Annotated in this window: 22 protein-coding genes and 1 riboswitch; of the genes, 8 read left to right on the top strand and 14 right to left on the bottom strand. The window is 48.5% G+C overall.

The window, feature by feature from the left end:
• The first annotated feature begins 35 nt into the window (after positions 1–35).
• Entirely contained in the window at positions 36–1040 is a 1005-nt protein-coding gene (gene add / locus L9P36_RS00670; RefSeq protein ID WP_237464141.1) for an adenosine deaminase, read from the top strand.
• Between the two features lie 77 nt (positions 1041–1117).
• Here the strand turns inward: add and L9P36_RS00665 are convergent, their stop codons facing one another.
• The 6 genes from L9P36_RS00665 to L9P36_RS00640 all read right to left on the bottom strand — a co-directional run bounded on the left by L9P36_RS00665 (position 1118) and on the right by L9P36_RS00640 (position 6584).
• A complete protein-coding gene (locus L9P36_RS00665) occupies positions 1118–2488 on the bottom strand; it encodes an NCS2 family permease (protein ID WP_237464139.1) in 1371 nt (456 codons plus the stop codon).
• 76 nt (positions 2489–2564) lie between these two features.
• Positions 2565–2664, bottom strand: a riboswitch (purine riboswitch).
• Positions 2665–2772: 108 nt separating this feature from the next.
• Positions 2773–4161 (bottom strand): oxygen-independent coproporphyrinogen III oxidase, encoded by a 1389-nt coding sequence (hemN, locus tag L9P36_RS00660; protein WP_435532751.1) that lies wholly within the window; start codon positions 4159–4161, stop codon positions 2773–2775.
• A gap of 23 nt (positions 4162–4184) precedes the next feature.
• Positions 4185–4634: a DUF2489 domain-containing protein gene (locus L9P36_RS00655; protein ID WP_237464137.1), complete on the bottom strand. Its 450-nt coding sequence runs from the start codon at positions 4632–4634 to the stop codon at positions 4185–4187.
• A complete protein-coding gene (gene yihI / locus L9P36_RS00650) occupies positions 4631–5191 on the bottom strand; it encodes a Der GTPase-activating protein YihI (protein ID WP_237464135.1) in 561 nt (186 codons plus the stop codon). The genes L9P36_RS00655 and yihI overlap by 4 nt, the downstream gene beginning before the upstream one ends.
• 2 nt (positions 5192–5193) lie before the next feature.
• Positions 5194–5832 (bottom strand): class I SAM-dependent methyltransferase, encoded by a 639-nt coding sequence (locus tag L9P36_RS00645; RefSeq protein WP_237467810.1) that lies wholly within the window; start codon positions 5830–5832, stop codon positions 5194–5196.
• Between the two features lie 131 nt (positions 5833–5963).
• The gene (locus L9P36_RS00640) at positions 5964–6584 is read right to left on the bottom strand and encodes a c-type cytochrome (RefSeq protein WP_237464133.1); all 621 of its coding nucleotides are present in this window, start codon (positions 6582–6584) and stop codon (positions 5964–5966) included.
• 122 nt (positions 6585–6706) lie between these two features.
• On the opposite strand from L9P36_RS00640, the gene yihA reads away from it, so the two are divergent.
• On the top strand, positions 6707–7408 hold the full coding sequence (gene yihA / locus L9P36_RS00635; protein ID WP_237464131.1) for a ribosome biogenesis GTP-binding protein YihA/YsxC: 702 nt from the start codon (positions 6707–6709) through the stop codon (positions 7406–7408).
• Positions 7409–8091: 683 nt separating this feature from the next.
• Here the strand turns inward: yihA and spfP are convergent.
• The 4 genes from spfP to L9P36_RS00620 all read right to left on the bottom strand — a co-directional run bounded on the left by spfP (position 8092) and on the right by L9P36_RS00620 (position 13446).
• Complete coding sequence (gene spfP / locus L9P36_RS16455; RefSeq protein ID WP_438616993.1) at positions 8092–8139, bottom strand: small protein SpfP; 48 nt, start codon at positions 8137–8139, stop codon at positions 8092–8094.
• A 174-nt stretch (positions 8140–8313) separates the two neighbouring features.
• Complete coding sequence (gene polA / locus L9P36_RS00630) at positions 8314–11097, bottom strand: DNA polymerase I (RefSeq protein ID WP_237464129.1); 2784 nt, start codon at positions 11095–11097, stop codon at positions 8314–8316.
• Between the two features lie 556 nt (positions 11098–11653).
• Positions 11654–12289, bottom strand: a complete 636-nt coding sequence (locus tag L9P36_RS00625; RefSeq protein WP_237464128.1) for a lysoplasmalogenase family protein — start codon at positions 12287–12289, stop codon at positions 11654–11656.
• A 797-nt stretch (positions 12290–13086) separates the two neighbouring features.
• On the bottom strand, positions 13087–13446 hold the full coding sequence (locus L9P36_RS00620; protein WP_237464127.1) for a DUF4145 domain-containing protein: 360 nt from the start codon (positions 13444–13446) through the stop codon (positions 13087–13089).
• Between the two features lie 226 nt (positions 13447–13672).
• On the opposite strand from L9P36_RS00620, the gene L9P36_RS00615 reads away from it, so the two are divergent.
• The 6 genes from L9P36_RS00615 to recG all read left to right on the top strand — a co-directional run bounded on the left by L9P36_RS00615 (position 13673) and on the right by recG (position 20215).
• A complete protein-coding gene (locus tag L9P36_RS00615) occupies positions 13673–14005 on the top strand; it encodes a DUF2500 domain-containing protein (protein WP_237464126.1) in 333 nt (110 codons plus the stop codon).
• Positions 14006–14183: 178 nt separating this feature from the next.
• On the top strand, positions 14184–14807 hold the full coding sequence (gene gmk, locus L9P36_RS00610) for a guanylate kinase (RefSeq protein WP_237464125.1): 624 nt from the start codon (positions 14184–14186) through the stop codon (positions 14805–14807).
• A 52-nt stretch (positions 14808–14859) separates the two neighbouring features.
• Positions 14860–15135 carry a DNA-directed RNA polymerase subunit omega gene (gene rpoZ, locus L9P36_RS00605; protein ID WP_237464123.1) on the top strand — a complete coding sequence of 92 codons (276 nt, stop codon included), beginning with the start codon at positions 14860–14862 and terminating at the stop codon, positions 15133–15135.
• A 21-nt stretch (positions 15136–15156) separates the two neighbouring features.
• Positions 15157–17262, top strand: coding sequence for a bifunctional GTP diphosphokinase/guanosine-3',5'-bis pyrophosphate 3'-pyrophosphohydrolase (gene spoT, locus L9P36_RS00600; protein WP_237464122.1), 2106 nt, complete (start codon positions 15157–15159; stop codon positions 17260–17262).
• Positions 17263–17377: 115 nt separating this feature from the next.
• Complete coding sequence (gene trmH / locus L9P36_RS00595) at positions 17378–18070, top strand: tRNA (guanosine(18)-2'-O)-methyltransferase TrmH (protein ID WP_237464121.1); 693 nt, start codon at positions 17378–17380, stop codon at positions 18068–18070.
• 63 nt (positions 18071–18133) lie between these two features.
• Positions 18134–20215 carry an ATP-dependent DNA helicase RecG gene (gene recG, locus L9P36_RS00590; protein WP_237464119.1) on the top strand — a complete coding sequence of 694 codons (2082 nt, stop codon included), beginning with the start codon at positions 18134–18136 and terminating at the stop codon, positions 20213–20215.
• A gap of 160 nt (positions 20216–20375) precedes the next feature.
• Here the strand turns inward: recG and dinF are convergent, their stop codons facing one another.
• The 4 genes from dinF to L9P36_RS00570 all read right to left on the bottom strand — a co-directional run bounded on the left by dinF (position 20376) and on the right by L9P36_RS00570 (position 23816).
• Positions 20376–21710, bottom strand: a complete 1335-nt coding sequence (dinF, locus tag L9P36_RS00585) for an MATE family efflux transporter DinF (RefSeq protein WP_237464117.1) — start codon at positions 21708–21710, stop codon at positions 20376–20378.
• A gap of 91 nt (positions 21711–21801) precedes the next feature.
• Entirely contained in the window at positions 21802–22599 is a 798-nt protein-coding gene (locus L9P36_RS00580) for a class I SAM-dependent methyltransferase (protein WP_237464116.1), read from the bottom strand.
• Positions 22600–22721: 122 nt separating this feature from the next.
• Positions 22722–23339, bottom strand: a complete 618-nt coding sequence (gene lexA, locus L9P36_RS00575) for a transcriptional repressor LexA (protein ID WP_237464114.1) — start codon at positions 23337–23339, stop codon at positions 22722–22724.
• A gap of 111 nt (positions 23340–23450) precedes the next feature.
• Entirely contained in the window at positions 23451–23816 is a 366-nt protein-coding gene (locus L9P36_RS00570; RefSeq protein WP_237464112.1) for a diacylglycerol kinase, read from the bottom strand.
• Positions 23817–23874: the final 58 nt, after the last annotated feature.

The raw sequence follows: 23874 nt of genomic DNA, 5'->3' as shown, positions 1-23874 counted from the left end.
AAATGCATATACTGGGGGAGGAAAAGGAGCCCATGATGATAATAAAAAACCTCCCCGTGACCGATTTGCACCGTCACCTTGACGGAAACATTCGACCACAAACCATTCTTGAGCTTGGCCAAGCATTCAATATCGAACTTCCAGCGACGCAACTTGACGCTTTGCTGCCCCATGTACAGATTCAAGGCACCAGCCCAAGTTTGGTCGATTTTTTGCAAAAATTAGACTGGGGCGTCGCCGTACTCGGCGATCTCGACGCCTGTCGCCGCGTTGCCTATGAAAACGTCGAAGATGCAAAAAATGCAGGCATTGATTACGCTGAATTACGTTTTTCTCCCTACTATATGGCGATGCGCCACCAGCTCCCCATTGCAGGCGTTGTCGAAGCGGTTGTTGATGGTGTACGTCAAGGCTGTAAAGACTTTGATATGCACGCCAACTTAATCGGCATTCTCAGCCGCACCTTTGGTCAAGAGGCTTGCATGCAAGAGCTCAATGCCATTTTGCAGCATCGCGAGCATATGGTAGCCGTAGACTTGGCCGGCGATGAACTTGGTCAGCCGGGCGATCGCTTTATTGAGCACTTTGATAAGGTGCGCGATGCCGGTCTAAACATTACCGTGCATGCGGGTGAAGCGGCGGGTGCCAACAGCATGTGGCAAGCTATTCGCCAACTGGGCGCTAGCCGTATTGGTCACGGCGTGCGTGCGGTGCAAGATCCAGCCTTAATGGATTATCTAGCGCAGCACCAAATTGGCATTGAGTCTTGCCTAACTTCAAATCTTCAAACTAGCACCGTGGCGCATTTAAGCGAGCACCCACTACCGCTATTTTTGAAACATGGCATCCCCGTCAGCCTCAACACCGACGATCCCGCAGTGGAAGGCATTGAGCTAATGCATGAATACCAGCTCGCTCGTGATGCCCTGCTACTCAGCGATGACGCCATTGCGACGCTGCAGAAAAATGGCTTAGCCATGGCCTTTTTAAGCGACAGCGATAAGCAAGCATTACTCGCGAAGGCTGCCGCGCGCGGTTAATCCAACTCGCGCTAAAAATAATATGCAGCAACAAAAAACGCAGCCAATGGCTGCGTTTTTTATCTTTCAACAGTCGCTTAGAGCAATACAAGATAAGCGATAAATAGCGCTGAAAGACCGTAAATCACAGGATGAACTTCACGACCTTTACCGCCAATCAACATCGCAAATGCATAACTGACAAAGCCAATCGCCATGCCGTTCGCCGGTGAGAAGCTCAGCACGGTGAAGACCATGGTGAAGAAAACTGCAATGCGTGATTCAACACGATCCCAATGAATTTGACCTAGGCGACCGATCATATAAAGACCCACCACAATCATCGCTGGTGCCACAATGGCGGTAGAGAACATAGCAAAAATCGGCGAGAAAAATAGTGCGCAAAGGAACATCAAGCCGACAACAACTGCCGCGAGACCCGTTTTTGCGCCCTGTGCTGAAGCGATACCTGACTCAGAGAATGAGGTCACCGAAGTGGTCCCCATCACCGCGCCAACCACGGTACCACCGGCATCCGCAAGCAGTGCGGCACGCGCATTTGGCACCTTACCATCTTCATTGATAATGCCCGCATCACGACCCACACCAACAATGGTCGATAAGCCATCAAAGAAGTCGATGATAAAGAACAAAATCACCACAAAGAAAAGATCAAACATCTTACTGGCAGTGAGGCTATCAAAGTTAAAGATGGCACCAAAAGTCGGCGTCATATCAGGTGGCATTTTGACAATCTGCTCTGGCAATCGCACCAGCTCTGTACCAAAGGCCATATCGTAGCCAAGCGACAATAAAATGGAGGTCATAAAGGCAATAAAGGTCGCTAACTTAAATTTGCGCACCATACAGCCCAGCGCCACAAACAAACTTAAAAAGGCGATGGCCACTTGCGGCTGACTGATATCACCCAAGCCCACCATCACGATCGGTTTGGCGACGATGATGCCGGCATTTTTCAGACCCAAGAAGGTGATAAATAGGCCCAAAGAAACCGTGATCCCCAATTTCAAATCTTCTGGAATCGCCTCAATCATGGTGCGGCGAATCTTGGTCAACGAGAAGATCACAAAGATGATGCCAGAGAAGAAGATGCCCAACAGCGCTTCGTGCCACAGCAATGCCACTGAGCCCGATGCCAACAGACCTTTGAAGAAACCGTTCATACTCATGCCCGGTGCAAGCATCACCGGATAGTTGCCACAAAAGCCCATCAGCAAAGTAGCAAAAGCCGAGGCCAACGCTGTGGCGGTAAATACAGCTTCTTTATCCACGCCATCAATACTACCCAAAATCGCTGGGTTGACTGCGAGGATGTAACACATGGCCAAAAAGGTCACAAAACCGGCATAAAGCTCAGTGCGAACCGTAGAATTTCGTGCAGAAATTTGAAAGATACGCTCAAGCAGCGGATGGTGGTTGAGGCGCTCCGTGTGAGATAGCGACGTCATAGTCTTGCCCTATTGAAATCAAATGAAATCGGGAATTTATTGACGGGTATCACTGGCGCCCAGTCGATGCTAAGGCATCAGAATGGGTTTGGACTGTAGTCACATGATTCGGTCATGTGGTAGAGACTTCTGGACCAGACTTCCAGAGATATACAGCGCAATAAATTGTATTGGCAGCGGATTGTACTGAACTATTTTTTAAACGCAAACGTTATCGTCAAAACAATCAATGAAAAAAATCGCGGCCATTATGCCGCGATCTGTTTCGTTTAGCGCTGAAAGGATTAAATCACGCGAGAAAACTGCTGTTGCCGTGCGCGATCGCGCAAGTAGGTGTCAAAGCACATGCAAATATTGCGGATCAACAAACGGCCTTGCACTGATACTTCAATTTTATCGGCGCTTAATGTCACCAACTGATCGGCAATAAATGGTTTGAGTAGTGCCATATCTTCCGCAAAGTAAGTATCGAAATCGATGGCAAACTGCGCTTCGATATTGGCTTTATTGAGCTGGAAATTACAGATCAGGGTCTTGATCACCTCACGGCGAATCAAATCATCTTGATTGAGCTCAACACCACGCCACAAAGCCTCACCTTGCGCATCAAGCGCGGCGTAGTATTCCTTTAATACTTTGGCATTTTGACTATAGCTATCACCCATCATCGAGATGGCAGAGACACCAAAGCCCAGTAAGTCACACTCACCTTGGGTGGTGTAACCTTGGAAGTTTCGGTGCAACTCCCCTGCGCGCTGCGCCTTGGCCAACTCATCCTCAGGCAAGGCGAAATGGTCCATACCAATAAATTGATAACCGGCTTGGGTCAAGGTACTAATGGTTTGGCCAAGCATGGCCAGCTTGGTTTTCGGCGCTGGCATATCTTCATCTTTTAACTTTCGCTGCGCGGCAAATAGTTGCGGCATATGCGCGTAGTTAAAGACAGAAAGACGATCAGGACGCAGCGTGAGCACTTGATCTAAGGTGTGCTGAAAGCCGTCTTGCGTCTGTTTTGGCAGGCCATAAATCAAGTCTAAATTGAGGGAACCAAAACCCAGCTCACGTGCGCGATGAACCAAGGCACAGATGTGCGCTTCATCCTGAACGCGATTAACCACGCGCTGCACTTCTTTATCAAAATCCTGCACGCCAATACTCAAGCGATTGATGCCCAATTGTTTCAGCGTATCCAAGCGCTCAACACCAAATTCACGCGGGTCGAGCTCCAAGCTCACTTCCGCATCATCCGTCAGCGTGAAATGCGCACGAATCATGGTCATCAGGCGTGTAAATTGCGCATCGTCCAAAAAGGTTGGCGTACCGCCACCAAAGTGCAATTGGGTCACGCGGCGCTGGCCGACCCATTGCGCCCGCTCGGCAATTTCACGCTCAAGATAATCAAGGTAGATATCTGCTTTATTTTGATGGCGGGTGATCACCTTATTACAACCACAGTAGTAACACAGGGTGTGGCAGAAAGGGATGTGCACATAAAGCGAGAGCGGTCGCTGCGGTGCAGCCTGACAGGCTTTGATAAATTCGTCGTGGCCAAATCCTTCATGGAATTCGACCGCGGTTGGATAAGAGGTGTAGCGAGGCCCAGAATAGTTATATTTTTCGATCAGGGCCTGATCCCACACCAAGGATGACATTGACATGCAGCGCTCCTTGATTTCAGTGCGGCAGTGACGATTCACTAATATGTAAGCTGACTTAAGGTGAGCAATTCCTCTTCAATCCTTTGACCTAAACGCGCTTCCGCTTTTAATCGTTGCAGATCAAAAGCCATGCGCTCTTTTTTGCGATAGGTTTGTCGCTGCTCACCGCGCGGCATATCACAAACAATTTCATAAAGTTCAAAACAAGCAGGATAGGCTTCGGCAAAGCCGTGTGGCGCAGGTTGTAAATGAATCCACAATTGATAAATGCGAATCACCACTTCCGAAACCACGCCCATATCCTGCTCGCCGGCCTTGGCTAGATCACGAATATGACCGAGCAAGGTATCATTGCGCTGTTGTTTCATTCGCGCAATGTGTGCTGTTTGCGACAAACGCTGATGGCGCAGCTGATACAGCAAACGCCCAGCGTAAATGGCAAGCGCCAGCACAACGAGGCTGGCGAGCACAAACAGTCCAGTCATCATGACTTGAACTGATCCATATCAAGACCTTCAAACTGCGACAGCAAATCATCATCGCTCGCAGGTTTTGCTTTCACGGCTTTGGCTGGCTTTTCAACGACTTCAGGTTCATCATCCAATAAGCCTAATTCATTCATCAGCACTTCAATACGCGCTAGTTTTTCATCGACATAAGCCTGCATGCCCGCGCCCAAACGCTCACCGTTATCGAGGCGATCAAGCAGTGCGTTCAGCTGGACATCATTTTCCAGCATCTGCAGTTCTTTTTCGGTGCTCATGCGCTGACGCTCAACCACACCGCCTTTTTTCAGCTCAGGGGCCGTAGTCGCTACCACCAATGGAATCGCTTTTTTGCTACCAATACGTGGGTCACGTTGGCCCTGCGCCATACCAGTCCCTTGGCTTTTGCCTTCAGAGTGACGAGCGCCGGCTTTCAAACCCTTACGCTTGCGTAGTTTTTGTCGTAAACGGCCCTCTTGATTGAGCGCTGATGATGATTTTTCGCGGTAAACCGCAGGCCCTTCAGAACCTGGGCGGCGGCTTTTCTTTTTACGACTCATGGTTACTTCTTCCTCAATAGAATCACGTCATTTCCGACAAACTCAAGCGTCAGCTGGTCGCGCTCGGCCAAATAAGCAAAGGTCTTACGACTAAAGAAGCTGACATGGGTCGGATCATTTTTATAGTGCCAAGTGACAAAACCCGCATGCGAGGTGACCATTTTGGTCATCAACCCAAGCCAACCTTGGGGTTTGAGCATCGAGAGCAGCAATTGCCACTCACGGCTTGGCTGGTAAAAGTGTTCAATGGCTTCGGTACAGGTAATAAAGTCATATTGATGACTTAATACTGATTCATCGGCGGCAAAATAGGGATCATAAATCGCCATTTGATGACCCGCTTCTGCCAACATCACCGAAAGCGTGGGGCCAGGCCCCGAACCAAAATCCAGCCCCTGCTTGGGCGCATTGCCAACGCGTGCCAACAATGGTTCTGCAACACGATTTAAAAAGCGGCGATAACCCAAATCTTCGGGGTTATTTTCATGCTGATTATACACGGCTTGCTCTTGCTCTGGTGGCAAAAGCGCAGCGGGATCAGCAAATACCAAATCACATTGTGGACATTGGAAATATTGGCGGCGTTTATCTTGATGATAGGCCTGAGTCGGTGCATGTGCACATAGCGGACAAGTCGGCATCGATAAAGTCGACATAAATACTCCAGCACAAAAACTGGCGGCAACATAGCAGAAAGCGAGCGAAGAAAAAAGCAACACGCACCGAGTGAGTCGGTGCGTGTCTTGATGAATGAGTGTCCTTCAGCCCAATGTTAATGCAAACCACCCACATAATAGGCCAGCGCTTGAATCTCTTCGTCGGTGAGGTTGCGCGCCACATCTTGCATCATGCCATTCATATCATCATGACGCTCACCTGCGCGAAAGGCTTCCAACTGTGATTGGATATATTCAGCATATTGCTGTGACAATTTGGGGAAAACGGCCATCCGTAAACCATCGCCTCGCGGTCCATGGCAGGCCATACATGCTGGAATCCCGCGTGCGGCATCACCGCTACGATAAAGCGTTTGCCCCAACTCAATCACATTGCTCGGTGTGGTATTAGGTGAAGCGGAAAGACTAGCGTAATAAGCGGCTAAATCGTCAATATCTTGATCACTGAGCGGCGCTGCCATGGGACTCATTTGCGGCTCATAACGCCCCTGCTCACCTTGGGTTTGCGCGCCCAAACGAAATGCTTTGAGTTGCTTAACCAAATAGGCGTAATTTTGGCCGGCAATTTTCGGATAATTAGGCGCAATGCCATTACCATCTGCGCCATGGCAGGCAACGCAAGTGGCTGATTTTGCTTTACCCGCTACAGGATCACCCTGAGCGAAGGCCATCGGTGTGAGGATTATCCATAATCCTATGATTGCTTGTTTGATCATCAACATTATCCTTATGCTTCCCGTGTCTGATGCGATTCGTGATACACTCACGCAAAGATTCACTATGTTCAGTGTATACCCTTTTTCATATCTGTCCTGTGCCGACACAGCAAGAGAACCCCATGGCTGACACTCCGATTATTCATTTTCAAAAAACTCACTTTATTACCAGTGCTCCAACCATTCGAGATATGCCGGAAGACAGTGGCATTGAAGTGGCTTTTGCTGGCCGCTCAAACGCAGGTAAATCAAGCGCACTCAACCGTTTGACCAACCAAAAATCGCTGGCAAAAACCAGTAAAACGCCAGGTCGCACGCAGCTCATCAACGTCTTTGAAGTTGCCGAAAACAAACGCATCATCGACCTACCTGGCTATGGTTTTGCACAAGTCCCACTAGAAATGAAGAAAAAGTGGCAAAAATCCTTGGGCGAGTACCTACAAAAACGTCATAGTCTCAAAGGTTTGGTGGTGCTGATGGATATTCGTCATCCACTCAAAGATCTCGACCAAGACCTCATCTTCTGGGCGGTAGACTGCAATATTCCCGTGCTTGCTCTGCTCACCAAAGCCGACAAACTGAAAAGTGGCGCACGTAAAAATACGCTTTTAAAAGTGCGTGAAGCAGCCAAAGATTTTGGTGGTGAAGTTCAGATTGAACTGTTTTCATCATTAAAGGGCATTGGCGTTGATATCGTGCAGCGCGTGCTTGGTCATTGGTATGACGAGCGTAACTATCCAGAATTGAACGTACTCGATAGCGCACTTGATATGGATGTTGCGTCTTTATCTGAAGATCAGGATCAAACATCTGACGCTGAATAATCGGCGTGATTTGAATGGTAGTATAAAGAAAATAAGTCCCCACCAGCTTGGTGGGGCAACGGGAGAGAAATAGAGATTATTATCGTTGTTCTGCTCCCAGAATCAGTCAAAAAACCATGAAAGGCAAGCGCTTTCTCGACTTTTCCCTCACCCTGCCTGCAAACCACACATTCCTTTGTGCAAACTTTCTTAGCCATGCGAAGCAAATGAGAACCGCGAAATATGCATCATTTTGCGCGGCAGCCTTTCATCGCTCTCACGAAATGCAGTCTGCGGCTATTTTTGTAAGTGAGTTACCAATTCGATCTGAACTTTCAGCCTGAACTTCAAATCCAGAACAAATTCATGGCAGAACCGCATCAGAACATGATTCACTCAAATTTCAGACATAAAAAAACCGGCTCGCAGTAAACGAACCGGCGTTTCTCAAGTGGACGCATACAACGCAACCACTGATGAACAAGAAGCGCGCTGATTATAACCAGAGCACCCAATTAATTAAAGTAATTACTCTAATTTTGGGAGTCTTCTCACCCATTTGATTCTGTTCATTTATTTTCACATTTTATTGGCGTCACGCAAGATCAAGTTGGATCCTATGTCTTAAAATAAAGACTCGAATTTTTATCTTTATAAATCATAGGCATAAAAAAAGCCCCAGCGCTTGCGCTGGGGCTGCTGAATCAGCCAAATCCAATAACGTGAAACAAAAGGTCTGAAAGATAGAACATCTTACCTCTGTACCCTACACGATCAATGTACCGTAAATCCCTGCTATTGGAAAGGGATTTGTGTAATTTCATTTCAGTTATTTTTTTTTACTTACATAAATAAACACAAACTGTTCATGAATTTATGTATAAAAAAAGCGCAGCCCATGCTGCGCTTTGACTCAAATAAATCTATTAATGGGCCTGATCCCAGTTATCACCTGTACCAGCTTCAGCGATCAAAGGTACATCCAACTGGGCAGCTTGCTCCATCAATTGCTGTAATTGAGGCACCAAACTTTCAACTGCACTTTCAGCAATTTCAAATACCAATTCATCGTGTACTTGCATCACCATAGTGACTTGCTCTGCCGCATTCGCTTGGATCCAGTGATCCACTGCGATCATCGCACGTTTAATAATGTCAGCTGCAGTGCCTTGCATCGGCGCATTAATTGCAGCGCGCTCTGCTGCTTTACGGCGCATGCCATTACGCGATTGAATATCAGGTAGATGTAAGCGGCGGCCAAAGAGTGTCTCAACATAGCCTTGTGCACTGGCTTGCTGACGCGTCTCTTCCATATAGGTCAATACACCCGGATAGCGCTCAAAGTAGAGATCCATATATTGCTGCGCTTCACCGCGGCCAATTCCCAATTGCTTGGCCAAACCAAAAGCGCTCATGCCATAAATCAAACCAAAGTTGATCGCTTTCGCGCGGCGGCGCTGTTCGCTGGTCACTTGCTCAAGCGGCATGGCAAACACTTCAGCTGCCGTAGCGGCGTGAATATCACGACCTTCACTAAAGGCACGAATAAGGCCTTCATCTTGCGATAGATGCGCCATGATTCGTAGTTCAATTTGCGAGTAGTCAATGGCCACAACTTTACGACCTTTCGGTGCAATAAAGGCTTGGCGAATCTTACGTCCCTCTTCATTACGAATCGGAATATTCTGCAAGTTTGGATCGCTTGAGGACAAACGCCCAGTGGCGGTCACCGCTTGATGATAGGAAGTATGCACCCGTTGGGTCAGTGGGTGAATCATCTTCGGCAGCTTATCGGTATAGGTCGATTTAAGCTTCGACAAAGAGCGATATTGCAAAATACATTTTGGCAATGGGTAATCCAGTGCCAACTCTTGCAATACCTCTTCATTAGTCGATGGCGTACCTGATGGTGTTTTCTTAATCACGGGCAGCTGCATTTTCTCAAACAAAATTGCCTGTAGCTGCTTCGGTGAACTCAAGTTAAAGGCTTCGCCTGCTAGCTCATGGGCTTCAGCCTCAAGCTCAAGTAGGCGCTGTGCTAACACTTTTGACTGCGCATTGAGCATCGCCGGATCGATTAGCACACCATGATGCTCCATACGTGCCAGCACGGGCACCAAAGGCAGCTCAATGTCATTGAGCACGCGAGTCAGCGCTTCAGAGGTTTCAATTTGTGGCAGCAGTGTTTCCTGCAAGCGCAGAGTCACATCGGCATCTTCGGCCGCGTATGGACTTGCTTGCTCCAGATCGATCTGATCAAAAGTGAGCTGGCCTTTGCCTTTACCAGCAATGGATTCAAAGCTCATGGTTTGATGATTGAGATAGCGCAGTGCAAGGCTATCCATATCATGTCGACCCGCCACACTATTGAGTACATAGGAAGCCAGCATGGTATCACCAACAATGCCACGCAGCTCAATGTCGTAGCGGCGCAAAATATTGCTATCAAACTTTAGATTTTGACCCACTTTGCCATATTCGGTGGATTCCAATAATGGTTTGAGCTGCGCCAAGACCCAATCACGCTCAAGCTGAGCGGGGGCATCTAAATAGCTATGTGTCACAGGTACATAAGCGGCTTCATTGGGTGCGATGGCAAATGACACGCCAACCAAATTAGCACTCATATAATCCAAACCGTCGGTTTCGGTATCAAAGGCAAAATAAGGGGCTTGCTTTAGCTTTTCGAGCCAAGCTTCAAAATCCGCTTGGTTTAAAATCGTCTCGTAACAGCTGCGATCAAGCGGTGGCAAATCCACAGTAACAGTTTCAGTAGTGACAGTGGCAGTTGCTGCGGTTTCAGCGGCGATAGTTTGCGTATCCACACCACCATTTTGCAGCTCATCCAGCCAGCGCTTAAAGTTTTGCTGTTGATAAAGCTCAACCAGCTCTGCGTTATTGGCTGGCGAAAGCACCAATTCATCCAAACTCAGAGGCAAAGCCACATCTGTTTTGATCGTCGCCAATAGATAGGAGAGATAAGCCCCTTCGCGATGCTCTTCCAGTTTTTTCGCCATGGTTCTCGCACCACGGAAATTGAGCGTCGCGATTTGATCCAACTGCGCATAGATACTATCTAAACCACCCAAACCTTGAAGCAACGCCTTAGCTGTTTTCTCACCAACACCAGGCACACCGGGAATGTTATCCACTTTATCACCCATCAAGGCGAGGTAGTCGATGATCAGTTCAGGACCGATTTCAAACTTATCCACCACCCCTTGCGGATCCATGATCACATTGGTCATGGTATTGATCAAAGTGACATGCTCGTTAACCAGCTGAGCCATATCTTTATCGCCTGTACTGATCAACACCGCCTGACCTTGTGCTGAAGCTTGGGTCGCTAGGGTGCCGATCACATCATCCGCTTCAACCCCTTCAATGGCCAATAAAGGCAAACCCATGGCGCGAATAATGCGATGCAAAGGCTCAACTTGGCAGCGCAAATCATCCGGCATAGGCGGACGATTGGCCTTGTAGTCAGCATAAATTTCATCGCGAAAGGTTTTCCCTTTGGCGTCAAAGATCACCGCTATCTTGTCGGTTTTCACCTGCTTTTGCAGGCTACGAATCATATTCACCACACCATACACAGCGCCCGTTGGTTCACCTTGTCCATTGGTGAAATTGGGTGCGGCATGGTAGGCACGATATAAATATGAAGAACCGTCAATTAAGACTAACGGCTGATCTGGAAGGGTTGCCATAGTGCATTACCTATTGTTCGATGCGCAGGAATGGCACAAGGATGCCATGACCATCGATAAGTGTTAACCAAGATTTTTCGCTTTCCACCAATTTCTGTGGATAACTTTGTTAATATTTATTCGATAAGCTGCGATCTTTTTCTTTAAAATCAACAACCACAAAAATTAAACCTTAAATATCATAAAGATACGATCGGAGTAAAAAGACACCGATGATCCTAAAAGGATCAGGTGATGTGGACAATCATTTTCACTGAAAATAAAAAAGAAAAAGCGGCATTCGAATGGAATGCCGCTCAGCAAAAGTAAGGCTGTTGATAACCAATCACCGAAGTGCTTGGCTCAGCCAGTGCTGAAGTACACTGGAAGCAATGTGAGCAATGTCGTGCCTTCACGATGGTCACTTTTTTAAGGTCACCGTCGGAATGCAGGTAAATAATAACCATTATCATTTGCAAAGATCAACAGGCAAATAGGATTAATTATCATTTGGCGTGGGTTTTGTGATACACCTCGAGAACAGAGGTGCCCAGCGTAAACCAGCACCATCCATCACTCATGTTTTTAAACAAACTTGGATCACCGCTTGCGCTAAGCAGGCTTGCGCAGGGTAATAGGTCAACATAGTCAGCGCGGGCGCAATTTTAAAGCGGCCACGAAAGCGATTGACCACATAAACAACCCCTGAAAAACAAAAGAGTAATGTGCCGGTATAAGCAAAGGCCGCCGGTACGCAACCAACATTGAGATACCATTGTCCAGCTGCCCAGGTGACTTGGATCAACAGCAAGATATAGATCATAACCTTGCCAGCATCTCGCCCTAAAAAAGGTAACACAGCAAAATAGGTAATAATGCCTGTGGCAAACAGCATGGCTGGTAACCAAAGCACCATATCGCCGCTCGGTTGGCTCCAAAGAATGATGCCATAGCCAATATGAACCAACAGATAAAGCCGAACAGCGCGAGAAAACTTCGCTTTTTCTTCCAACCAAAAATCAGCTAAAGCACTACAAAGCAGGCAGACAATCATCAAACCATAAAAGGCATTTTCACCCGCATGTAAAAATACATCGATGGCCAGAATCACAACAGGAACAGGTTTCAACCAATGCGCAATCTGCATCTTCTGCTGGTAAAACATGATGAGATAACCAACCGCAACGATCGCCGCAATAGAATGCAAAATCATAGCTATTTCTCTCTTTTCTCTCTCATCACAGTGTAAAAAGCAGACGAATAACTGGCCAGCGCTCTCCCTTCGCTTTGTGAGCGCCTCGCAAACTTGCTGATAAATATCAAACAAGCAGATCAACAAGATTTCACTTCAAATCTCAATCAAAGACAGCATAAAGATACCCAATTGCTTCGCCAATCAGCGCGCTTTAAGACTCTTGAAATCAAAATCCTATGATTTGTTCTGCAAGCGTTTTTTATGATTCATCGCGTAAACGCACAAAATCGACATAGCGACCTTTGTATTCACCTCTTCGCCGTGATTTGGAATCATTATCGCTCCATTAAAGTTTTTATTTGTGTCCATTAAACAAAAATATCCAAGCAAGAGATAAAAAAACAAATGGCACAGCAAAAACAAAGCATAACCACATGTAAATAATGGAATTTCCATAAAAAAGCTATATTAATAAAAACAAACAAAAACCAGCAGAAAAGCATAAATCGCTTTCTATCAAATACATAAAGTGTCAATTTTAGGCAAAAATTTCAGGATCCATTGAAAAGCGATCAAAACTGATGATATTGTAATCACCATCAGTTTGTCATTCGTAGTAAAGAGGTAAAGTCATGCTTACACACTCACAAAAACAAGGACTTGTTATGATTGCGGTTATCGTCGGCTTCATGGCTTTACCTATGTTCTATTTCTAAAACATCATGTTTTCTTACATGATTGCGCTCTTCAGCGCTCAGACAAACTAAAAAGCCACGTTGATTACGTGGCTTTTTAGTTTGTTCGGGCAAAAAGTTTTAAAAATGGATATTTGGCCAGTGCTTCATATAAAACAGCGCACCAAGCCCCATCATCAACCAAAAAATAAGCCAAGCGAAACGGCGTACAGTACGGTGACTGCGGGGGGTTAACTCAGACTCGCACTGCTTGCATGCCCGCATAAAACCGGCCTTATCGTCCAACCGATAATGGGCATCATGGACCACTTTATTGCGCACCGAGGCTATAAAACGCAGCTTTGAGACCAAATGATGTGGCAAACGCTCCTCACAACTGGAAATAAGGCTATGCAGACCACGACCTTCAGCGTGGTAATAGGTCCGAAGTAGTGTTTCGATTTGGCGACTCCGTTTAATCACCATGGCAATTTCAGACATAACAAACTCCCCTTTCCCATCTTTTCACCATAGCAAATTGGCATTCGATCAAACCTGAAGACCACAACAAATTGAACTGAATACTGTCAGTGCCATGAAATATCGCAAAAAATTCACGCCAAGATCACGATTTTGTGGTGCCGCTGCAGTTGTGACTACTCGCGATTTGTAGAATCAGTACACTAACCCTGGTTATTTTGCGATCACTCACTACACAGGATGTATTATGCCCGCTCTATTTATTGGCTTGGTTCTTTTATTGCTGGCGATCTCCGGCGCTTTTTTCATCTTTATCTATCGCCGACATATGCTGGGCCTCAACGCCCCAGAGCGTAAAATTCGCGTTCGAATTTTACAAAAACAGGCGGTCGACGTGCCGGTTGAAGTCCCTGGCGATGACGACAGCGAATTTTGGCTGTTGGTACAACCCGTCAAAGGTGGACCAGAGCGCGAATTTAAAGTCGGCGTGCACTATTATCACGCGCTCAATGCTGATGATATCGGTACCTTAACCTACCAAGGCCGCCAATTTATTCATTTTGCATTAGAGCGTCCGTAATCTCATCGGGCCCCTCTAAATTTTATGCATTCCGATATAGGACTATTTTGTACGCTCGCTGCGACAAAATAGCCCTATCACAGTGATTTAAATCGTGCACTTTCCGTGCTATCATCCGCCCCCATTTTTTATTGGATCGATTTGATCAAAACGATCCAACCAACAGGTGAGTGATCCCATGAGCCAAGGCACGCTATATATTGTTTCTGCGCCCAGCGGTGCAGGCAAATCCAGCTTGATCAACGCGCTATTGGAAAATAATCCCAACTACGCGATGAAAGTATCGGTGTCACACACCACCCGCGCACCGCGTCCCGGCGAAAGCGATGGCGTGCATTACAACTTTGTCACTGTGGATCAATTTAAAGCGCTGATCGATGAGTCTTCCTTTTTGGAATATGCCGAAGTATTTGGCAATTTCTACGGCACATCACGCCCTTGGATTGAGCAAAACCTTGCTCAAGGCATCGACATCTTTTTAGATATCGATTGGCAAGGCGCCCGCCAAATTCGTCAGCAAATGCCAGCGGCAAAAAGCATCTTTATTCTGCCTCCTTCAAAAGAGGAGCTTGAACGTCGACTCAACACCCGCGGTCAAGATAGTGCAGAAGTGATTGCCAAACGCATGGATCAGGCACAAAGTGAGATCTCTCACTACGATGAATATGATTACGTTATCGTCAATGATGACTTTGACGCTGCTATCGTCGATTTCAAAGCGATTATTCGCGCTGAGCGATTGAAGCAAGTAAAACAAGCTGCTAAATATAGCAGCATGATTGCGGGACTACTGGCACAGTAGTCACCACTTACGGTACAATTTTCCGCCTTATCACATATAACTGGAGCTCTTCATGGCACGCGTAACAGTACAAGACGCAGTAGAAAAAATTGGCAACCGCTTTGATTTGGTTTTGGTCGCTGCACGCCGCGCCCGCCAAATGCAAACGGGTGGTAAAGATTCGTTGGTTGCAGAAGAAAATGACAAACCAACTGTGATCGCATTGCGTGAAATCGAAGAAAGCTTGATCAACCAAGACGTGTTGGATGCGCGCGAGCGTCAAGAGCTACAAGAGCAAGAAGCTGCTGAGCTTGCTGCTGTTAGCGCCATCACCAATCCACTTCGTTAAGTTATCAAGACGGGTTAATCGTTGTACCTGTTTGAAAGCTTAAGGACCGTTGCCGCAAGTTACCTCAGTGATCAACATCTTGAGGAGCTGCGGCAAGCTTACTTGGTCGCTCGCGATGCACACGAAGGACAATTCCGTTCTTCGGGTGAACCTTATATTGTCCATCCTGTTGCAGTTTCCACCATTCTGGCCGAAATGAAACTCGACCATGAAACACTGATGGCAGCCCTGCTTCATGATGTGATTGAAGATACCGAAGTCACCAAAGAAGACTTAGCACAGCGCTTTAGCGACACTGTGGCTGAGTTGGTTGATGGCGTATCGAAACTCGACAAACTCAAGTTCCGCGATCGCAAAGAAGCGCAAGCTGAGAACTTTCGCAAAATGATCATGGCCATGGTTCATGATATTCGCGTTATTCTCATTAAGCTTTCTGACCGCACCCACAACATGCGAACCCTCAATGCACTGCGCCCTGATAAGCGCCGTCGCATTGCACGCGAAACGCTTGAGATTTACGCACCACTAGCCCATCGCTTGGGTATCCACAACATCAAAACCGAGCTTGAAGAGCGTGGTTTTGAAGGCTTGTATCCCAACCGCTATCGAGTGCTCAAAGCCGTCGTAAAAGCGGCTCGCGGCAATCGCAAAGAGATGATTGACCGTATTCACGAAGAACTCAAAGGCCGCATGGAAGAAGCGCAAATTCCGGGCCGCGTCTTTGGTCGTGAAAAAAACCTCTATTCCATCTATCACAAAATGCGTAATAAAGAGCAGCGATTCCATTCGATTATGGATATCTACGCCTTTCGTATTGTGGTGGATAGTGTCGATACCTGTTATCGCGCACTCGGCCGCGTGCATGGTCTTTACAAACCACGTCCTGGTAAGTTTAAAGACTATATTGCCGTGCCAAAAGCCAATGGCTACCAATCGCTGCACACCTCAATGATCGGCCCTCACGGGGTGCCCGTTGAAGTGCAGATCCGTACCGAAGATATGGATCAAATGGCAGATAAGGGTGTGGCCGCTCACTGGACCTATAAGAGTGGCAGTGACAGCCGTGATACCACCACAGCACAAGTACGTGCTCAGCGCTGGATGCAAAGCCTGCTGGAATTGCAACAGAGCACGGGTAATGCCTACGAATTTATCGAAAGCGTTAAATCAGACCTATTCCCTGATGAGCTCTTCGTCTTCACCCCTGAAGGTCGCATTATTGAGCTTCCTGTGGGCGCAACTGCTGTCGATTTTGCCTACGCAGTACACACCGATGTCGGCCATGCCTGTGTCGGTGCACGCGTTGATCGCCAGCCTTACCCGCTGAGTAAACGTCTGAAAAACGGTCAAACCGTTGAGATCATCACCGCACCTGGCGCGCGTCCAAATGCAGCATGGCTCAACTATGTGGTGACCTCACGTGCGCGCACCAAAATTCGCCAAATGCTCAAGTCGATGCGTCATAGCGATGCGATCACGCTGGGTCGTCGTCTCCTCAACCATGCTTTGGGCGAGGACATGAAGATTGACCAGATTCCGCAGGGCAATATTGACCATGTACTCGGCGAACTTCGCCTTGAAACCATGGATCAACTGCTACAGCAAATCGGTCTTGGTGAACGCATGAGTATCGTGGTTGCTCGACGCCTACTGGGTAATGCCGATGAGCTTACCCATGCCAACAATACCTTGCCAATTCGCGGCGCGGATGGCATTCAGCTCACCTTTGCCGCTTGCTGTCGCCCACTACCGGGTGATGCGATTATTGCCCATGTGAGCCCAGGTAAAGGCTTGGTGGTGCATCGCGATTCCTGCTCCAACATTCGTGGTTACCAACACGAGCCAGACAAGTATATGGCCGTGGAATGGGGCGAAGAGTTTGAGCAAGACTTTATCAGCGAACTCAAGGTCACCATGGTGAACCATCAGGGCGTCCTTGCTGATCTGGCCAACGTGATTGCGAAAACTGGTGCAAATATTCAAGGCTTGTCGACCGAAGAGAAAGATGGCCGCATCTATGCCATCACGGTCAAGTTGACCACCAAAAACCGCGTCCATCTGGCAAGCATTATGAAGAAAATTCGTGTGATGCCAGAAGTGGTTAAGGTTTCGCGTCAACGCGCCTAAATCGGCTTATCACCAATCAATTATGAAAAGCGTCCTATCGACGCTTTTTTTCTATGATTTCAAGGCAGCTTGAACACACGCTCAATGCTGCCTCAGCAAAAATAAGGGTTAACCCATGACGCCAGAGCGCTATCAACGCATCATGCAAGTTCTCGACTGCCGCCAACCTGATCTCACCGTGTGTCTGGAGCAGGTGCACAAACCGCAAAATATCTCAGCAGTGATCCGCACCGCCGACGCCGTAGGTGTACACCAAGTGCATGCCATTTGGCCCAGAGGTAGCAAGATGCGCACCCTTGGCCATACCTCTGCGGGCGCACGAAACTGGGTCGATGTGCAAACCCACCATGATACCGCCAGCGCTTTTGCCGAACTCAAAGCCCAAGGCATGCAGATTGTCGCCACCAATCTATCGGATCGCGCCGTTGATTTTCGTCAGGTGGATTACACCCGCCCAACCGCCATTGTGGTGGGTCAAGAGAAAACAGGGATCAGTGATGAAGCCCTCGCCATGGCAGATCAGCACATCATCATTCCCATGGTCGGAATGGTGGAGTCGCTCAATGTCTCCGTGGCCAGCGCCTTAATTTTGTATGAAGCGCAGCGCCAACGTCAGCTTGCAGGTCTTTACCAGACACCAGCAGCTCAGCTCGATCGTCAAGCCATTGATCGCTTGCTATTTGAGCGCGGCCATCCAGTACTAGCAAAAGTCGCCAAGCGTAAAAATCTACCCTATCCAAGCTTTGATGAGCAAGGTGAAATCATTGCCGATGCCGCTTGGTGGCAAGCGATGCAAAGTAGCAAATAGCATCTTGCCAGCCTCATCGCCACTCAGTAGGATCATCTGAAGTAATTTGCAAAGGAGTGGCGCATGGGCGCACAACTGTTAGATGCAGTCCCGCTCACCAGCCTCAAAGGGGTGGGCGCAAAGGTAGCTGAGCGACTTGAAAAACTTGGCCTTGGCACCGTCCAAGATCTGCTGTTTCATTTACCGCTGCGCTATGAAGATCGCACTCGCATCTGGCCGCTTGCTGATCTCATGCCCAACCAATCGGTGACTATCGAAGGTGAGGTGATGGCCAATAATGTAATTTTTGGCCGCCGACGCATGCTCACAGTCAAAATCAGCGATGGTCAGGGCAGCCTCACCCTACGCTTTTTTAATTTTAATGCAGCGATGCAAAATAGCCTCTGCGCGGGTACACAAGTGCGCGCCTATGGCGAGGTGAAACGCGGCAAGGCGGGATTTGAAATCATTCATCCCGACTACAAAATCATCAGCAGTCAAAGTGAGCCCAACTTAGAAGCCTCACTGACACCGATTTATCCCACCACTGAGGGATTACGCCAGCTCACCCTGCGCCAACTCACCGATCAAGCGCTAACGTTACTTGAGCACAGCGCCGTCGCCGAGCTGCTACCTCAAGGGTTATATGATCAGCAAATGACGCTAGTGCAAGCACTCAAACTACTGCATCGCCCACCACCAAGTGTGTCTTTAAGCGAACTTGAAGCCGGCCAACACCCCGCGCAACGCCGACTGATTATGGAAGAGCTGCTGGCGCAAAATCTTTCCATGCTGGCGCTTCGCCAACAAGGTTATCAACACCAAGCTTGGCCGCTACCAAGCAGCCAACAGTTGGTGCCAGCACTACTGGCTCAGCTACCCTTCTCGCCCACACAAGCGCAGCAACGGGTGAGCCAAGAGATCGCTCAGGATTTAAATCAAACACAGGCGATGATGCGCCTCGTGCAAGGTGATGTGGGCTCAGGAAAAACCTTGGTTGCTGCCATTGCCGCGCTGCATGCCATTGAGCAAGGTTTTCAGGTGGCCTTAATGGCGCCCACCGAGCTACTTGCAGAGCAGCACGCGATCAATTTTGCACAGTGGTTTGAGCCGCTTGGCATTCAAGTGGGCTGGCTTGCCGGCAAACAAAAGGGCAAGGCACGCGAACAATCTTTGGCGCAAATCGCCTCCGGCCAGCTGGGCATGGTGGTCGGCACCCATGCGCTCTTTCAAGAGCAAGTGCAATTTGCCAACCTAGCCTTGGTGATCATTGATGAGCAGCATCGATTTGGTGTCCACCAGCGCTTAGAACTGCGAGAAAAAGGGGTCAAGCAAGGCCGCTATCCGCATCAGCTGATCATGACGGCAACCCCAATTCCACGGACATTGGCGATGACTGCCTATGCCGATCTCGACACCTCAATCATTGATGAGCTACCACCGGGGCGTACACCTGTAACCACAGTAGCGATTCCCAATACCCGCCGCGACGAGGTCGTCGCACGCGTTCGTGCCAGCTGCTTGGAGCAGCAGCGTCAAGCCTATTGGGTTTGCACCCTGATTGATGATTCCGAGGTGCTTGAAGCGCAAGCCGCTGCAGAAACCCACCTACAACTCTCATCGCTGCTTCCCGAGCTAAAAATTGGGTTGGTTCATGGCCGAATGAAGGCCGCTGAAAAACAGGCGGTGATGCAGTCATTTAAAGCAGGTGAGCTCAATCTTTTGGTGGCAACCACAGTGATTGAAGTGGGCGTCGATGTGCCCAATGCCAGCTTGATGGTGATTGAGAACCCTGAACGTTTGGGGCTTGCCCAGCTGCACCAGCTACGCGGACGGGTGGGTCGCGGCAGCGTCGCCAGTCACTGTGTGCTGCTCTACCATGCACCGCTGTCCAATACAGCGCAAAAGCGTCTGGCGGTACTGCGTCAAAGCAATGATGGCTTTGTCATTGCTGAGCAAGATTTGGCGATTCGTGGCCCCGGTGAACTACTGGGCACCAAGCAAACTGGCGTGGCTGAGTTTAAGATCGCCGATATCCTGCGCGACCAACAGATGATTCCTGAAGTGCAGCGTCTGGCCCGTTATCTTCATGATCGCTATCCGCAAAACGCCAAGGCGATCATTGAGCGCTGGCTCAAACACCGCTCCGATTACGCCAATGCCTAATCAAAGTGGTTGCACAGAACTTTTAGCGCCTAATCGATTTAGGCGCTGAGGTTAACCGTTAGCGTTTATCGCTCAAATCCACACCGGAGGTAGACAGCGACAATCCACCTATGGCGAAAAAAGTATGGCGAAGAAAGTATGGCGTAAAAAGGCTTTCAGATTAGGCCGGTAAAAAGCGTTCTTTTCGCCAGAGATAGCTAAACCAGATCGCTAAGGTCAAACCACGCATGCCTAAAAAGACCAAGACCGCAGCCCACAGCGCATGATTACCCAATGAGGCAAAGCTAAACCACACCGCAAAGAAGCTCGCCATGGCGATAAACATAGTATTGCGCATATCCTTTCCGCGTGTAGCGCCGACAAAGACCCCATCAAAAAGAAAACACCATAGTGACACCAGAGGCACGGCCACCAGCCATGGCAGATAGGCTTGCGCTTGTTGCTGTACCGTCTCAATACTGGTGACTAGGCTGATGATCCAAGAACCCGCAAGCGCAAAAACAACGGTTAACAGTAAAGAAACCATCACCCCCCAAAATCCAGTGACCCATAGCGATGCCGCCAGATCGTCGCGACTTCGACGCCCCACCGCCTTACCAACCATAGCCTCCATGGCATAGGCAAAGCCATCCATGCCATAGGACACTAGCATCACAAAGCTCATTAGCACCGCATTAGCCGCGACAATTTCGTCGCCCATGGCCGCGCCACGAAAAGCGACAAAACTAAAGACAGCCTGCAAACATAAGCTGCGCAAGAAAATATCGCGATTGAGTTTCAGCAAGGCGCTGCAGTTATCGCGCCACTGCGGCCAAATCGTCGCCAAAGTTGGCAGCTTGAGCGCATGCCACTGGCGATAGACAAAATACCCGCCCAGCAGCAAACCACAGTAATCTGCGCCCATAGATGCCAATGCTGCGCCGCGCACCTGCCAGCCAAATCCAAGCACAAACAGCAGATCCAAGGCGATATTGAGTAGATTCACCACAATCACCATCCACATGGGGCCGCGCGCGTTCTGGCATCCCAATAGCCAGCCCATGATCACCAAGTTTGCTAAGGCTGCAGGCGCCGCATAGATACGAATGGCGTAATACTGCTCGGCATAGAGCTTGACCTCGGCACTGGCATCGCTGAAATGAAAAATCAAAGAGGCAATGGGCTGATGCAGCAATAGTAAAATCAGTGCCAAACATTGCGCCATCATCATGCCCTGCAAGCCAATGAGTGCCAATTTGTGCGGCTGCTCAGCACCATAACGCTGCGCAGCGATCCCTGTAGTGGCCATACGCAAAAAGCCCAATAGCCAAAAGGTCACGTTGATCATGGTGCCGCCCAACGCCACCCCACCCAAAAACCATGCATGGCTCAAATGGCCGATCACGGCTGCATCAACCAGTCCAAGCAGCGGCACGGTAATGTTCGAAAGCACCATGGGAATGGCAAGAAGAAAGACCTGTCGATGATAGGTCCATTGCATTAAGGCGTTACGCATAGATTCAATTCAAGCAGAAAAACTAGCGTCAGTGTACTGAAGCCTGTTGAGAAGGCCAGTGAATGGAAATATTCACCCCGAAAAATGAGGACTAGAAATAAAAGTGATACCAAGATGGCGTGAGCTGAGTCATTTGTGCAGGCCAATGCTTTATCCAACGGCGCCAGCGCTGCCAACGCGGACAAGGCACAGCCAAAGGGGAATAGATGCCTTGCCACTGCGCCCAAGGAACCCATTGTTGCAATTGAGCTTTGCCATCTTCAAAGCCATGGCCATAATCGGTACAGCCCAAATGCTTGGCCAAACGGCTTTCACTTAAACTGCCCGCGAGCACCAAGGCCAACTCAAGGTGGCTAAAGCGCCGAGAAAGACGCAACACCAATTGCTCACAAGCGGAGGGGGAACATGCCAGCAGTGCATGCTCTGCAAGCACCAGCGTTGGTTTTTGTTCTTTGGCGAGTCCTTCAATCCAATCGCAACTGTCAATACATCCCTGCAGCATGCTATAACGCTCAGTACGATGAAAAAGCTGCTGACGTAAAATCAAATGCGCTTGGCAATCTAAATCTATCCACTGACAACGGCCATTATCGAGGCGGAAAAAGCGTGTATCGAGACCAGCACCAAGGTTAATCACTCGACCTTGCGGGTGCAGTTGTAGAAATTCACGCACCAAGCGATCGCCGAGCCAAGTGAGTGAGACATTGAGGAGTTGTTGCTGCGCTTGAATCTTTCCTTGTTTACACTGCGGCTGGTAAGCACAGCGCTGACACACCATGGCGGCGATGGGATCATAGAGCAAACTGTCTTGGCAAAAACTTTCACAGCGGCGCAACCATAAGGGCTGCATTAAATGCTCAGGAATCTGCGGTAATCTTGCGTGTGTCACGGCGTTCTCCCATCAGCCAAACACGCAAATGATAATGATTATCAAATAAAAGCTCAAGCATAAAAAAACGCACCACTGTGCGCTTTTATTTGGGTTTATCTGCCCGCTCTCTGAGCAATCAGTTACATCCACTCATTGCGGATTACGCCAACAGCCAAACCCTCAATGGTCAAACTCTGTTGCTGTAAATCCACCACAATGGTGCTGAGCTCTTCGTTTTCAGGATGCAAAAGCACTTGGTCGCCTTTGCGCTCAAAACGCTTCACAGTAACATCGTCATCGACACGCGCAACCACCACTTGGCCATTACGGACTTCTTGGGTTTTATGAACCGCGAGAAGGTCGCCATCCATAATGCCGATATCCTTCATACTCATGCCTTGCACGCGTAATAGAAAATCTGCATTGGGACTAAATAGCGCTGGATCGAGCTTGTAATGACTCTCGACATTTTCAATCGCCAAAATCGGTTCACCCGCAGCAACCTTGCCGATCAAAGGTAGGCCATCTTCAACCTCACTCTGATCTTCAAGTAGAATACGAATCCCGCGAGATGCACCTGGAACAATTTCAATCGCGCCTTTTTTCGCAAGCGCTTTTAAATGCTCCTCTGCCGCGTTAGCAGAACGAAAACCAAGCTCCTTGGCGATCTCAGCACGGGTTGGGGGAATCCCAAGATCATCGATCTTGGCTTTAATCAGATCAAAGACCTGCTGTTGTCTGGCCGTTAAGGGTTTCATCATCGCGAACCTGTCGTTTTATACAGTTAACTGTCAGTATATCCAGTAGGCGAAAGATTGCCAACACTTCCAGCTCACAATGTCGAATTGATCCGTTCTAAAAACAGAACCTTAAGCAAAGAAAATAGCATAAGCCCAGATTGCAGCTGCCATCAACATGGCAATCAGCACAGCGGCAGAGCCCATATCTTTAGCGCGACCTGATAACTCATGGTGCTCAGGACCAATGCGATCCACCACAGCTTCAACCGCAGAGTTTAAAAGCTCAGTGAGCATCACCAAAGGCACAGAAAGGATCAGTAAAAGACGCGTCATGCCATCAACATCGATTAAAAATGCCGCTGGAATTGCAATACAAAGTGCCAGAACCTCTTGGCGGAATGCGGCTTCTTCACGAAAAGCAGCACGAAAACCCAACCAAGAAAATTTAGTGGCATTGATTAAGCGGCGAATACTAAAAACTGAATGTTTAGCCATGTGTGTTCCTAACTGAAAGATATTTCACATCAAATAGCGTGCAACTATGCGGATAATG

Origin of the sequence: Vibrio stylophorae (assembly GCF_921293875.1) — a bacterium.
Taxonomy (GTDB): domain Bacteria; phylum Pseudomonadota; class Gammaproteobacteria; order Enterobacterales; family Vibrionaceae; genus Vibrio_A; species Vibrio_A stylophorae.
This window is presented reverse-complemented; position numbering and strand designations above follow the sequence as displayed.